The following is a 13,624-nucleotide window of genomic DNA, read 5'->3' on the forward strand; positions in this document are numbered from 1 at the left end:
TTACAACACGTATAATTGTCACTGTCAAGCGGGTAAGAGGTAGGTTATCATTTGAACTTGTGAAAGATCCTTCTTGTCCGCCTAAGTAATTTTGCCCTCAAAATAGGTAAAAAACCTCATGAGCCAAAAACCAAATCCCAGCCATAATCTACAAAATGCACCCTGTCCTATCTGTGGTTCACAAAATTTTGCGTGGGGTCGTACCGTAGGCGAAGCACCATCGCAGTGGGTGTATTTTCGTGCTGATAATAGTATGTGGGGAGACGGAAAAACAATGTTAGCACGGGAGTGCCGTGATTGTCATAATGTCCAGTTATTCACACCTTTTAAGTGAAAAAAACAGGAAACGATCCAATATTAAGTAGTAGCGTAAAACCAACACTGCATACTTTACTTTATGCCCAATGCCCAATGCCCAAAAATAATTTATACTTCACTCCAATAAAAACTTTTTTCTAATTAATTTTACCACCCGCTAACACCTGTTCAACTGTTAACTGAATCTCTGGAAAAATACCAGAAACAAGTTGTTGACTGCCACTAAATTCTTGTTCTTCGTATAATCCTTCTGATAATAACAAAATAGTAATTTTTGACTCAATCGGATCAACAATCCAATATTCAGGAACTTCCAAAGCTGCATATTCAGAACGTTTGTGGCGATAATCACGTTTAATTGAGTCCGGGCTGACAATTTCTACTACTAATAAAGGTGCAGATTGGCACACAGCAGACTCATCCAAAAATCCCATCACTTGTTCTGATGGAATGACATAAACATCAGGCAATCTTGACTTCCGCCATCCTGTTCTTACTCCCGCCTCTCTCAAGCATAACCAAGGTAAATTCAAACGCTTGATTTCTGCATCAAATGATATTTCAATAAATTTGGCAATCAGTAGATGTCTAAAAGTTGGTGGATTCATAAGTTCTAGTTTCCCATCCACCAGTTCATAACGGCTATCAGTCCCATCGTCATAAGCAAGATATTCTTCAAAAGAGTAGAGATGGTTTGTAGTTGTCTGTGTCATGGTTGAATCTAATTAGGACAAGAGAATAGGGGGTGTAATGATAAAAAATAATATGACCTACCACACAGATATCAATATTTTTTTATCTTAGCGCATAAATTACACAGTTTTTAGAGTGAAGCATCCTCATTGAATGAGACTTTGTAAAGTTATATTAAAATTATGGTGTTTTTCACATTAGCGAACGATATTCCCTCAGAAGGTGCAGAGCATTTTGCAGAAACTCTTCTTCTTAGTCAATCTGCTAACTCACTGAGTAGGAAGTTATTTTATGATTCACAAATTGGCAGTAAATCAATTTTATAAGCAACAGAATAAAATTTTATTGACAACAATTTTCTTGGTACCATTAATTAGTAGTAGTGTTGCACTTCCTGTTCGTGCAATTACATTTAATGTACGCCACAATATCAAAACATTAAATACGAATCATACTGTTTATCAAGTCGCTCAAGTACCTAAAGTTCAGCGATTACCAGCTAATGGTGTTGTGAAAAGATATTGGAACTCGAAATCTCAAACAATCCTTGCCCCTCTCAATATTTATACTAGAGGCACACAACATTATTTTATCAAGGTAGTGGATTCTAAGTCAAATAAATCTGCTATGACAGTTTTTATTCATGCCAATAAGAATGCTGCGATCAAACTACCCATAGGAACATACAAAATTAAGTATGCAACTGGAAAACAATGGTACGGAGTCAAAGACTTATTTGGAGTAAATACTGCATATAATCAAGTAGAAAAACAGCTTGTTTTTGATGTGCAGGGTGATAAAGTAAGAGGATATAGCCTTTATTTATATCCGCAAGTTAATGGTAACTTGAAAACTACACCCATTAACCGTCAGCAGTTTTAATTATGATATAGGACTCATATTTGATATCTGAAATGTACGTAGAATGTTTTAGCAGCGAGAGTACAACATCTACCGCAAAGTTTTCGGTGCGTTACGGCTTACGCCTAACACACCCTACATATACTTAGATTTTTTCAGAAATCAAATCGGATTCTTATATTCACATATTGTTGTTTAATGCTGTTGAGCTAGTAACTAAATGCTTGCAGTTTAGACATTCCTCCTCAATTAGTTGTGTTCTCTTCATCTAGACAAACAAAATATGAGCCAATCTTCTACAAAGAATATACCTCTACACATTGTTTTAGTTGATGGTTCTGATATCTGTCTGACTGGAACCACTGAGTTAATTAAACATCAATATCCTGATGCTGAAATTAGCACAGCGCAAACACCAGATGAGGCGATGAATCAAATCGCTACACTACAACCTCACCTCCTAGTTATGGATATCTGTTTACCAGATAAAAATAGAACCACAGCACAGACTCATATAGGTTTAGAATTCTTGCAGACAGTAATGCAACTCTATCCTAAATTGAATATTCTTGTTCAAAGTGCTTATGTCAAAAGACTAGTACAAATGAAACCAGCGATTGATAATCATCAAGGTGGTTTTGTGATTGCTGATAAAAATATTACTAGTCAAGAAATGTTATTTAGAATATCTGGAGCATTGAGGGGATTTACCTGTATCAAGGAACTTACAGATATTGATATATATCCCAATATCTATGAAAAATTAAACATTAAACCAGAGATATTAAAACTACTCAGCCTTGCTTTTAATGAGGGTTTACAAGATAAGGCGATCGCTGCACATATTCGCGTATCTGAACGTACAGTCCGCAATCACTGGGATACACTACAAAATGCTTTGGGAATTGATTGCAATGAGTTAAGAAATCAAGGTAAAAACATCAGAATTATGACGAAGATTCGAGCTAGAGAAGCAGGTTTAATTGATTAGTTTTTTGTTAAGGACTAAAGTCCTTACTACAAACTGAAATTTCTTTATCATACATGAAATATTGCTTATGAATGTTCAATCACGACAGAATATTTGGTTAATGTATGCCACTCAATTATTAATAGTTGGGTTACTAATTGGCTATTTAGGTTTTGTCTTTTGGCTAGGAGTGCGGTGGATTGTCATATTTAGTGGTGCGCTGATTGTAGCATTAGCGATCGCTTCCTGGAAATGGCGACTCCAAGACCAAGAAGCGATCGCTTTAGATGACACAGTAAATTTATTGCAAGCTAATGTTTTTCTGAATCACATTAACTATCGCGAACACAAAATTCCTGATGCTTCTAAAGTGCTGTGGCAATCAGTTAAACAACAAGCTGTCACTATTCACCAGATTGCTGTAGAAATTTCACAAGAGGAATCTACTTTGACTCCAGACTTACTAGAAACTCTACACAGCATTCTTGACTTGATTGATCGGCTAGTCCAAGGGTTGCAAGTTAACACGAAAGTGCAAACACCATACTATCAAGAATTGACAAAACAACAGTTACAAAGCTGTTTAGCCAGACTTCAGGATACTCAAGATCAACTCCAGGAACTACATGATCAAATAGCATTGGATAACTTAGGCAATCCCATGTTAAATCATACATCTGTCATCTCTTCACGACTGCAAACATTGATTAATGAAAACACCAGAGGCATTATAGAAAGTTAACCCATATGAAAAGATTCATTTTACCCATAGGATTTGTGATTGGTTTATGTGTGAGTTTGTTGAGTGCTTGTACAACATTCACACCTATCGATTCCTTTGAAAGTGCCGATCGCTATTTGCAAGAACAGTTGTTACCAAAAATTCAAGTCGATTCACAACTTGTTTCTGATAGTAGTAGCTATAGTGTGGTGATTCCGCCTCTAGTAGATTCTACGCCCAATCCAAACAACTTCCCTCTTTACGGTGCCAAACCTGATAAAAATCCCAACACCGTCTATATCGAAATCTATGGTTCCGCAGAAAAAGCCAATGGCGAACGCACAGATGAACGGTGGTTAGTTGATGTTGCAGAAAAATTCAATCAACAACGTCAAACCCTCCCCACTGGCGAAGTTATTCAAGTAGGTATTCGCAACATTCCTTCAGGATTAGCAGCACAAATTCTAGCCGCCAAAAAAGCCCAACCCGCAGGCTATACACCATCTACAGCAATGTGGTTAGAACTACTCAAATCCGAAGGATTATCCCTGAAAGAAATTGCTCCTTCTTTAGTTCCTAACCAAGCCGTCTTTGCTGTTCAACCACAAGCCTATAAAGAAATTGCTGAAGGTGGAGAAGTGACGTTTGATCGGATCACAGATGCTATTCTCTCCGGTAAAATTCAGGTCGGTTACTCCAATCCTTATATTAGTTCATCGGCTTTAAACTTTCTCCACTCTTTGTTGTGGCGCGCCGCAGGACATAGTCAAGATGGGAAGCCCTTGACTATTGCTGAACTAGAATCGCTTAACGTCAATTCTGTCTTTAGTATTTTTCAGAAGCAAATAGCCCTGACAACACCCACATACTTAGACTTAAAGCAAATTTGGATTCGTGAACCGGAGAAGTTTCAAGCCATTATCATGGCCTATCAAAGCTATGTGAAATTAAAGAAACAACCAGGATTTGAAAAACTGGCTTACGTTCCCTTCGGTGTTCCTGAAAAATCCCCACTAGTAGGATTTGATTGGAATAGTGCATCTCAAACAGCAGCACTCCAAAAATTTGCTAGCTTTGCTACCTCTGCACCAATGCAACAATTAGCCAAAGAACAGGGATATGAAAACACTCAATATCTGCAAAGTAGTAAATTTCCACCCTTACCATCTGGGGAAGTATTAAAAGCGGTGCAAGCATTTTGGAAACAACGCAAAGATGGCGGACGTACCGTATACATGGAAATGATTGTAGACACAAGCGGTTCAATGGAAGAGCATAACCGACTCAAAGCCGTTCAGGAAGCCTTGAGATTTGCTAGCAAACACATCAACCAAGGTAATCAGATTGGGTTAATTACCTTTAGCGATCGCCCTGTACGCAGAATTGCACTTGCTCCCTTTAACGAGTTGGAACAAAAACGATTATTTGCAGCCATTGAGCAATTACAACCCGATGGTGGTACAGGACTCTACGACGGACTCGCCGTTGGTTTAGCAGACTTAATGGCCAAGCGCAAAGTCGATCCCAATGGTAGATTTTATGCGTTATTACTCACCGACGGAGAAAGAACCCACGGACTGGAATTAAACCAAATTCAGGATGTCATCAAACACAGTGGCGTAAGAGTTTATCCCATCGCTTACGGGGAAGTGAATCAACAGGAATTAGAAGCGATCGCTGCCATTCGCGAAGGCAATGTCTATCAAGGTACACCGGAAAGAGTACAAGTCCTACTCAAAGACTTATTTCAGACGAATCTTTAGATTGCACAAGGGTGTAGGGGTGTGAGGGTATAGGGGTGTAGGGGAAGATTTTTTTATCGATTATGAGGTATGAGGCATAAAATCATGAATATTAAGACGCAGCTTCTTAAAACTTTAGGAATTAGTTGGTTAGCCTTTTTTATCACCGGATTGTTGATTAGTTGGCTGTTTGCCATTCCATCTGTCACACTACTAATTAATCGCAGTTATTGTCCGACAGTAGAATGGCAAAAGGTTGTACAAGATTACACTGAAATTTATCAACAATATCAGCAACGTAGATTGCAAGTAAAATCTGTAATTTTATTTAGTAGTTTAGGGGAAGATAAATTATCAACTCCACCCACACCGGAAGCAATCAAACAGTTACAAACCTACGGACAATCACAATTACAAAAGCAGTTACAACTACAAAAAATGTATCCCCAAGCAAGAGTTTTGCAGTGTGCGAAATAGTCAATAGTCAATAGTCAATAGTCATTAGTCAATAGTCATTAGTCATTAGTTATTAGTCATTAGAAATAGGATTTTTCTTCCTTGTCTCTCTTATCCCCCTACACTCTTATACCAATTCTCCAAAATTAAGCAACAAATGCAAAGCTTGAAATCCAGGTGTTATCTGACTTTCTTAATTGCGAATTGCGTTAGCGTAGCGGGACGTTAGTCCATTGCGAATTGCGAATTGGTATTACACCCCCACGTCCTCTTTCAAGTTAAGATTTTAACTAGTGAAAGAACTGGGGCTAATCTATGCTTGATGCTTTAATTGAACCGTTGCAGTATGGTTTTATGCAGCGATCGCTTGTGATTGCAATTTTAGTGGGTTTGTTGTGTGCGGTGGTGGGTAGTTATCTGATGGTGCAAAGATTAGCACTTTTGGGGGATGCTATTAGTCACTCGGTTTTACCTGGACTGGCGATCGCTTTTATGGTGGGAGCTAATATTTTTATTGGCGCGTTTATTGCTGGGGTTTTTAGTACGATTATCATTACCTGGATTAGAACGCGATCGCCTATTAAAGAAGATGCAGCAATGGGGATAGTTTTCTCCGCCTTTTTTGCACTCGGTGTTACCCTCATTACTTTAATTCAAAAAGATAATAAAATCGACCTCAATCACTTTTTATTCGGTAATATTCTCGGTGTTACTATTAATGAAGTCCGAGACACAGCAATTATTTCCACTATTGTTTTAGTAGTAATTGTTCTGCTATATAAAGAACTACTATTTTATACATTTGACCCTTTAGGAGCGCAAGCCGCAGGTTTACCTGTTAATCGCCTCAATTTTGGCTTAATGCTGCTCATCGCTTTAACAATTGTCGCCAGTATGAAAGCGGTGGGAGTAATTTTAGTATTGTCTCTCTTAATCACTCCTGGAGCTACTGCTTATCTTTTAGTCAAACGGTTACACCAAGTGATGATTTTAGGTGCAAGTATTGGCGTTTTTTCTAGTATTAGCGGTATGTATTTGAGCTACTTTTATAATTTGCCTTCTGGCCCGGCTATTGTATTAGTAGTTTCGAGTCTATTCCTGTTAGCATTCTTATTTAGTCCCAAACATGGTGTTTTAATTCCCGCAAATAGGTGAATTAATTCTGAGTTTTAAATCATCCCTCTACATCTGTTCCCTTTTATTGACTATAAATACCACGGGATGATTTAACTTTCCATTCTTCATGACTTCTTTCTAAATACAGCAGACTACCATACTGTACACTTGCTGGACAGCAATAGTTAACTTCAATCAAAGCATGACTAGAATCTGCTGTAAAACCTGGACGAGTTAGGCAATGAAAACTACACCAACGATAGTCATGCTCAGTAATTAGGTAATCGTAAACTTTTTGGGAAATTAAATTGACTTTACAGGGAGAAAATAAAGGTGCTAATAAATGAGAACGACTATTAATATTAATCCAATCATCATAAATATCTTTAGGGATACTATGCACAGTATCATCTGAGGAAATGTTGTAAAAATTTAGATTTTCCCAGGTAAAACCATAGTTTTCAATACAAACCTGAAGAGATGTTTCTAGAAGAAATTTACCTTCTATGTACTGATTCTGAATTATGACTGAAAAAACTTGTGCTTCGTAGTGCGATCGCATCTTTTTATGAAAGTCTCAACATTGGTATATTACTCACATTTGATTTTTTAACAAATGAATATAGTCTATTATTGCTAAATTTATAAAATTATACAATTGCTCACAATATATGGTTTTACTTCAACACATGATTAAGTGAATAAATTGCGCGATCGCCTCAAAAAAACATATTAAATCTATTGCCAAATAATTAAATATATGAGAACTTTGCTAAGGGTCTAATAATATTACTTGGCATTATATGAAATAGACCTAATCTCTAACGAATAACCGTATTTTTATAGATTCTGTGCGGGAGGATTAAAGATGAATGGACGCACGATTTATCTGTTAGCAGCACTCGCAGGCGGTGCTATTCTACCAGTCCAAGTGGCTCTCAATACTATGCTGCGACGCTATGTAGGTGAACCCATGCAAGTCACATTCATTTCCTACCTAGCGGGTACATTAGCATCGCTGGCTATTTGTTTATTAGCGCAATATCCCATTCCTGCTACTGCTGTGCTGTCACAAACTTCTTGGTGGATGTGGATTGGCGGATGTTTAGGTACTTTGTATGTTTGGTCAACCATTTTTGCTACACCCAAAATTGGAGCATCCCTAGCACTCGCCCTAACAATTGCAGGACAGATGATTGCAGCACTTTTCCTTGATCATTACGGTGCGCTTGGACTAACTAAGTTTGCAGCCAGTCCCACACGCATTGCAGGAGTTGTATTTGTGGTTGTGGGTGTTTCCTTAGTTGCTTATGCCAAGCGATAATGGGATAAAAATGACACAACATCACAACAATTACATCTCAAAATGCGTGAACTTTATCCCCTCATCGAGCCTTATCAAGAAGGTAAGTTACAAGTTTCGGAATTACATACGATTCATTTTGAAGAATCAGGTAATCCCCAAGGAAAGCCTATAGTTTTACTGCATGGTGGACCTGGTGGTGGGTGTCCGCCATATTATCGCCAATATTTTCATCCAGAAAAATGGCGATTAATTATGTTTGATCAACGTGGTTGTGGTAAAAGTCAACCCCATGCAGAGTTAAGAGAAAATACAACTTGGGATTTAGTCAATGATATTGAAAAATTGCGGGAACATTTAAATATAGAAAAGTGGGTAGTTTTTGGTGGGAGTTGGGGTAGCACCTTATCTTTAGCCTACAGTCAAACTCATCCAGAACGTTGTTCGGGTTTAATTTTACGTGGTATATTCTTGCTACGACAAAAAGAATTAAGGTGGTTTTATCAAGAAGGTGCTAGCTATATTTTTCCTGATGCGTGGGAAGAATATCTCAAACCAATTCCTGTCGATGAACGTGATGATTTACTGACTGCTTATTATCAACGTTTAACTAGCCCTGACTTGGAGATTAGACAAGCAGCAGCAAAGGCTTGGTCAATTTGGGAAGCCAGCACCAGTAGATTATTCACAGATACGCAATTAATGCAAACTTTTGGAGAGGATAAATTTGCAGAAGCATTCGCTCGGATTGAATGCCATTATTTTATCAATAAAGGCTTTTTAAATCCTGAAAATCAACTACTATTAAATGTTGACCGCATTCGCCATATTCCTGGCGTGATTGTGCAAGGGCGTTATGATGTAGTTTGTCCAATGGTATCAGCTTGGGAATTACACAAAGCCTGGCCAGAAGCCAAATTTATCGTTGTACCTGATGCCGGGCATTCAATGAGTGAAGTGGGGATTCGTAGTGCATTAATTGAGGCGACAGATAGGTGTGCTGACATGAATTAAAAACTGATGATAAAACTTAGTTAATTGCACCTGCTGTTAACAATAAATTGATAATTTCTAAAGATAGCTCAGAAGACATATGATGATTATTTGTTTGAGCTATCGTTAAAGGTGTTAATTCCCCATAGCCTTTTTGATTGACATCACTACCTGCGGCTATTAATAACTGAACTGCTTCTAAATTATGGCAATCAACAGCCATCATTAAGACTGTTATGTTATCGGAGCTTCTACAATTTACATCAGCCCCAGCATCAAGTAAAATACGAAAAATTTCTACTTTAAAAGGAGGGTTATCTAAAGCTAACATGAGAGGAGAATATCCTTGGTTGTCTTCTGTTGATATGTTTGGGTTAGCTCCTGCTTTAAGTAAAACTTCAACCATCAATGTTTGTCCTTGCCAACAAGCTCGGTGTAACGCATTATAACCATAGTAGTTGATAGCGTTAATATCAATGCCATTGGCAATAGCTTCGGCTACAGCTTGAAGATTTCCACAAGTGGCAGCATAAACAAAAGCTGAAACAGCATAATTCTCAAGTTTTTGTCTTTGCAGTAATCCTTTGGATAGTTCTGCTTCTGCATATCGGTGTAATTCAGCATTTGTTAGAGGCTCAAGGTAATCAAATATTTCTTTCCATCCTGTTTTGGCTGCATATAGTAAAGCGAACTCGCCATTTTCAGTTTGATAGTTAACATTTGCGCCTGATTCTACTAAAGTTTTAACTAAATCTAGTCTGCCGATTTTAACTAATTTCATTAGTATTGAATCACCGCAATCTGTCTCAGTTTCATTTACATTAAATGTAGATTCTGGTGATAAATTAACATTCAGTAATTCAATTGCTTGAATATATGGTTGTCGATGTAAATTCTGAGATGTAATTTCATCCTGTATCAGTTCTAGAAAACTTTTATATTGGTCTTTTTCAGGAAAATCATCATCTTTGCCTATATATTCATTTTCATCATCATATAATGACTGCAAAATATTTTTCTCAAATTGTCTCACTAACTGGAAAAAACTATCCATACAATTTTATAAAATATTTTTCACGAATATAATTATAAAAGACAAAACATAAATATATAATTTATATGAAGCAAAGTTTTAAATATAACTGCCAATGGTAACTCACTAGATAAAAAAGCTTTTTTGCCCATGCGTCTTAATCTATTAGATGAAATCCATGTGACTTTTAAATTCATAAATGTATAGTTCACTCTTGTAAATATATGAAATTTATTGGTGTTGATTTGGGTTGGAAATCTCAACCTAGTGGGTTATGTTGCTTACAATTAGCCAAGGGAAAATTAGAGTTAGTTGATTTAGAACGACGAGATGCGATCGCTCACATTCTCTCTTGGATAGATAATTGGGTAAAACCAGACGAATCTGCACTGATTGCTGTAGACGCACCTACCCTCATTCCTAACGCCACAGGTAGCCGTCTCCCTGATAAACTAACTCACAAATACTTTGGCAAATATCACGCCGGCTGTTACCCCGCTAACCAAAATCTCCCCTTTGCAGAACGGACTATTAATTTTGGCTTAGAATTAGAATCCCGTGGTTATCTTCATGCACCGGAAATTACACCGCAAACACCAGGGAGATATCAGATAGAAGTCTTTCCCCATCCCGCCATAGTGCATTTATTCGGTTTAGAACGCATCCTTAAATACAAAAAAGGGCGTATCAGTGAACGCCGCTTAGAATTAATCAAATTACATCAATATATTGTCGAAATTCTGCCCCAATTTGAGCCTGCTTTATCTATCGGTAGTTGGTTAACTGATGAAATTCCCTACACAGGTACAGAACTCAAAGCCACAGAAGATAAACTAGACAGCTTAATCTGTGCGTATGTGGCTGCTTATTGGTGGTATTGGGGAGAACAACGCAACTTGGTACTAGGCGATCGCACCACAGGCTACATTGTTATCCCCAAGGGGCTGGGGACTGGGGACTAGGGACTGGGTAAAAACTCCCCCTGCACCCCTGCACCCCTGCACCCCTTTCTTAATTACTCCGCCCAAGCAATCAATCTCGGTTCATAAAGGCTAGACAGGTGCGGGTGTTTGGGTAATACCCGTAAAGACAAACCTTGTAAACCAGAGGTGGTGTAAACGATATCAGCAGTGTAAACACCTAAGCCGTTTGTATCCTGTCCTTGGTAATCCATAACGACAGGGACAGCGTTAACTATTTCGCCATTGGCATCAATTTCACCTTGATATAGTTCTACTTGCACATCTTCATTACTTAAAGTTGCCAAGTCAACTTTTGCTTTTACACCCACAGTTTGATTAACTTCTATATCTGCACTTGCAGATACATCAATATCTTTGATTCTGATGTTAAACCAATGATCACCAAGTTTTGCTTTCCAAGCTGCTAATTCCTTAGCTGGGGCGTATTTATCAGAGTTTAAAGTGTGGTAGCGATCGCTAGCTGGGAAATATGCCCGTTCAGCGTATTCTCTCACCATCCGCGCGGTATTAAAGAAAGGACAATTCAAGCGAATCGCGTCTTTCATTTTGGCTACCCAAGGACGGGGTAAGCCATCATCATCGCGATGGTCATAGAATAAGGGTACTACCTCTTTTTCCAATAAGTCATAGAGGGCGTTGGCTTCTACTTCATCTTGATAGTTGGGATCTTCGTAGTTTTCACCGTGGCCAATTGCCCAACCTGTACGTACATAGTCGGCTTCATCCCACCAACCATCTAACACACTCAGATTAGGTAAGCCATTCATGGCGGCTTTCATCCCACTAGTACCGGAGGCTTCACGGGGACGACGGGGAGTATTTAACCAGATATCACAACCAGCCACCATCAACCGAGAAATGTGAATGTCATAGTTGGGAACAAACACGATCTGTTTTTCTAGGTGTTGTTCGCTGATAAAGTGATTGATGTCGCGGATGAGTTCTTTACCAGGAATATCTTTCGGGTGTGCCTTCCCGGCAATGACGAATTGCACCTTACGGCCTTTATTACCTAGTAAAATGCGCTTAATCCGTTCAATGTCGCGCATCCACAGGGTAGCGCGTTTGTAGGTAGCAAACCGCCGGGCAAAACCAATGGTTAAGACGTTGGGATCAAGAACTTCTTGGGCTTGGGCAATTTCGGAGGGAGACGCACCGCGATCGCGTAAATGCTTGACTAGATGATCCCGTACATACAAAATCATATCCAAGCGGCAACGCTCGTGATTACGCCACAACTCTTCATCGGGAATTGCTTCCATTTTCTCCCACATGGGGCTATCTGGTGGTGTTGATGACCAATTGGGGCCAAGATAGCGATCGTATAACTCTTGAGTCGATTTCGCTACACAACTGCGGGCATGAACACCGTTAGTAATGGCGGTAATTGGTACTTCGTCTACAGGGACTTTTTTCCATAACCCTTGGAACATCTGACGGGAAACTACACCGTGTAGTTGGGCAACACCATTAGAAGCAGTAGCCATCTTTAAAGCCAGCACTGCCATACTAAAGGGTGCAGATAAATCTCCTGTATTTTCTCTTCCCAACCCTAAAAATTGCTCTTTGGGGAGGTCAAAAATATCTGCGTAGTAACCCAAGTAATGCAAAATCTTATCGGGAGGGAACAAATCAATCCCCGCCGGCACTGGTGTATGGGTGGTGAAAATATTACTGGACATCACCACCTGTTTAGCTTCGGCGTAACTTAATCCCTGTTCTTGAATTAATGTCCGAATGCGTTCTAGGGCAGAGAAGGCGGCGTGACCTTCATTCATGTGATAAGCGGTGACTTCATAGCCCAACGCCTTCAACATCTGCACACCACCGATCCCCAGCATGATTTCCTGGTGGATACGCATATCAATATCGCCACCATACAACTGATCTGTGATGTCGTGGTCGTAGGGGTTATTGGGTTCAATGTTGGTATCTAGCATATACAGAGGGACTGTTCCCACCTGTACGCGCCACACCCTGGCGTAGACCTTCCGCCCTGGATAGTCTACGGCAATCCGCAGTTCTGAACCGTCGGGATTGCGTTCTAGGTGCAAAGGCATATTGTAGAAATCGTTAATCGGATAACGTTCTTGCTGCCAGCCATCCACATTGAGATACTGAGCAAAGTAGCCTTGCTGATACAGTAAACCCACTCCCACAAGTGGTAAGCCCAAGTCACTGGCAGATTTGAGGTGATCCCCCGCCAGCACCCCTAAGCCTCCAGAATATACTGGTAGACAATCTACCAATCCAAACTCAGCCGAAAAATAGGCGTAACATTCCTTGGGCTTCTGACTGCGCTGTTTCTGATACCAAGTGCGTTCCTGCAAATAATCTTCTAATTGACGGGCGGCACGATCCATTTGCGCCAGGAAGCCTTCATCTTCCACAACTTCCAAAAGCCGCGCTTGGCTGATTGTACCTAACATCAATAC

The 13,624-nt window shown here is 39.3% G+C and carries 14 protein-coding genes; 10 read left to right on the top strand and 4 right to left on the bottom strand.

Going from position 1 to position 13,624, the window contains the following annotated elements; all coding sequences use genetic code 11:
- Positions 1–118: 118 nt before the first annotated feature.
- A complete protein-coding gene (locus tag CV014_RS28295; protein WP_236145053.1) occupies positions 119–334 on the top strand; it encodes a hypothetical protein in 216 nt (71 codons plus the stop codon).
- A 121-nt stretch (positions 335–455) separates the two neighbouring features.
- Here CV014_RS28295 and CV014_RS28300 read toward each other — a convergent pair whose 3' ends face one another.
- Positions 456–1,031 (bottom strand): Uma2 family endonuclease, encoded by a 576-nt coding sequence (locus tag CV014_RS28300; protein ID WP_236145054.1) that lies wholly within the window; start codon positions 1,029–1,031, stop codon positions 456–458.
- Between the two features lie 271 nt (positions 1,032–1,302).
- Between CV014_RS28300 and CV014_RS28305 the strand changes: the two genes are divergently transcribed.
- The 6 genes from CV014_RS28305 (at position 1,303) to CV014_RS28330 (ending at position 6,916) form a co-directional block, all read left to right on the top strand.
- Positions 1,303–1,893 (top strand): hypothetical protein, encoded by a 591-nt coding sequence (locus CV014_RS28305; RefSeq protein ID WP_236145055.1) that lies wholly within the window; start codon positions 1,303–1,305, stop codon positions 1,891–1,893.
- Positions 1,894–2,155: 262 nt separating this feature from the next.
- A complete protein-coding gene (locus CV014_RS28310; RefSeq protein WP_236145056.1) occupies positions 2,156–2,863 on the top strand; it encodes a response regulator transcription factor in 708 nt (235 codons plus the stop codon).
- A gap of 67 nt (positions 2,864–2,930) precedes the next feature.
- The gene (locus CV014_RS28315) at positions 2,931–3,584 is read left to right on the top strand and encodes a DUF2244 domain-containing protein (protein WP_236145057.1); all 654 of its coding nucleotides are present in this window, start codon (positions 2,931–2,933) and stop codon (positions 3,582–3,584) included.
- 5 nt (positions 3,585–3,589) lie between these two features.
- Positions 3,590–5,326 (top strand): vWA domain-containing protein, encoded by a 1,737-nt coding sequence (locus CV014_RS28320; RefSeq protein WP_236145058.1) that lies wholly within the window; start codon positions 3,590–3,592, stop codon positions 5,324–5,326.
- Between the two features lie 84 nt (positions 5,327–5,410).
- Positions 5,411–5,782, top strand: a complete 372-nt coding sequence (locus CV014_RS28325) for a hypothetical protein (protein ID WP_236145059.1) — start codon at positions 5,411–5,413, stop codon at positions 5,780–5,782.
- A gap of 294 nt (positions 5,783–6,076) precedes the next feature.
- Entirely contained in the window at positions 6,077–6,916 is an 840-nt protein-coding gene (locus CV014_RS28330; RefSeq protein WP_236145060.1) for a metal ABC transporter permease, read from the top strand.
- Positions 6,917–6,959: 43 nt separating this feature from the next.
- Here CV014_RS28330 and CV014_RS28335 read toward each other — a convergent pair whose 3' ends face one another.
- Complete coding sequence (locus CV014_RS28335) at positions 6,960–7,439, bottom strand: hypothetical protein (protein WP_236145061.1); 480 nt, start codon at positions 7,437–7,439, stop codon at positions 6,960–6,962.
- 306 nt (positions 7,440–7,745) lie between these two features.
- On the opposite strand from CV014_RS28335, the gene CV014_RS28340 reads away from it, so the two are divergent.
- Positions 7,746–8,201 carry a DMT family transporter gene (locus CV014_RS28340; protein WP_236145062.1) on the top strand — a complete coding sequence of 152 codons (456 nt, stop codon included), beginning with the start codon at positions 7,746–7,748 and terminating at the stop codon, positions 8,199–8,201.
- Between the two features lie 42 nt (positions 8,202–8,243).
- Entirely contained in the window at positions 8,244–9,194 is a 951-nt protein-coding gene (pip, locus tag CV014_RS28345) for a prolyl aminopeptidase (protein WP_236145063.1), read from the top strand.
- A 16-nt stretch (positions 9,195–9,210) separates the two neighbouring features.
- Here pip and CV014_RS28350 read toward each other — a convergent pair whose 3' ends face one another.
- A complete protein-coding gene (locus tag CV014_RS28350; protein ID WP_236145064.1) occupies positions 9,211–10,182 on the bottom strand; it encodes an ankyrin repeat domain-containing protein in 972 nt (323 codons plus the stop codon).
- Between the two features lie 248 nt (positions 10,183–10,430).
- Between CV014_RS28350 and CV014_RS28355 the strand changes: the two genes are divergently transcribed.
- Complete coding sequence (locus tag CV014_RS28355; protein ID WP_236145065.1) at positions 10,431–11,168, top strand: DUF429 domain-containing protein; 738 nt, start codon at positions 10,431–10,433, stop codon at positions 11,166–11,168.
- Between the two features lie 53 nt (positions 11,169–11,221).
- Here CV014_RS28355 and glgP read toward each other — a convergent pair.
- Positions 11,222–13,624: alpha-glucan family phosphorylase (glgP, locus tag CV014_RS28360; RefSeq protein WP_236145066.1), on the bottom strand; the 2,403-nt coding region annotated here is incomplete at its 5' end.

The organism is Nostoc sp. CMAA1605 (assembly GCF_021596505.1).
In the GTDB taxonomy this organism is placed as follows: domain Bacteria; phylum Cyanobacteriota; class Cyanobacteriia; order Cyanobacteriales; family Nostocaceae; genus Trichormus.

Coding starts and splice junctions, on each gene's coding strand:
- CV014_RS28315 (WP_236145057.1), top strand. CDS start 2,931: ATGAATGTTCAATCACGACAGAATATTTGGTTAATGTATGCCACTCAA.
- CV014_RS28330 (WP_236145060.1), top strand. CDS start 6,077: ATGCTTGATGCTTTAATTGAACCGTTGCAGTATGGTTTTATGCAGCGA.
- CV014_RS28335 (WP_236145061.1), bottom strand. CDS start 7,439: ATGCGATCGCACTACGAAGCACAAGTTTTTTCAGTCATAATTCAGAAT.
- pip (WP_236145063.1), top strand. CDS start 8,244: ATGCGTGAACTTTATCCCCTCATCGAGCCTTATCAAGAAGGTAAGTTA.
- CV014_RS28295 (WP_236145053.1), top strand. CDS start 119: ATGAGCCAAAAACCAAATCCCAGCCATAATCTACAAAATGCACCCTGT.
- CV014_RS28320 (WP_236145058.1), top strand. CDS start 3,590: ATGAAAAGATTCATTTTACCCATAGGATTTGTGATTGGTTTATGTGTG.
- CV014_RS28300 (WP_236145054.1), bottom strand. CDS start 1,031: ATGACACAGACAACTACAAACCATCTCTACTCTTTTGAAGAATATCTT.
- CV014_RS28310 (WP_236145056.1), top strand. CDS start 2,156: ATGAGCCAATCTTCTACAAAGAATATACCTCTACACATTGTTTTAGTT.
- CV014_RS28305 (WP_236145055.1), top strand. CDS start 1,303: ATGATTCACAAATTGGCAGTAAATCAATTTTATAAGCAACAGAATAAA.
- CV014_RS28340 (WP_236145062.1), top strand. CDS start 7,746: ATGAATGGACGCACGATTTATCTGTTAGCAGCACTCGCAGGCGGTGCT.
- CV014_RS28355 (WP_236145065.1), top strand. CDS start 10,431: ATGAAATTTATTGGTGTTGATTTGGGTTGGAAATCTCAACCTAGTGGG.
- CV014_RS28325 (WP_236145059.1), top strand. CDS start 5,411: ATGAATATTAAGACGCAGCTTCTTAAAACTTTAGGAATTAGTTGGTTA.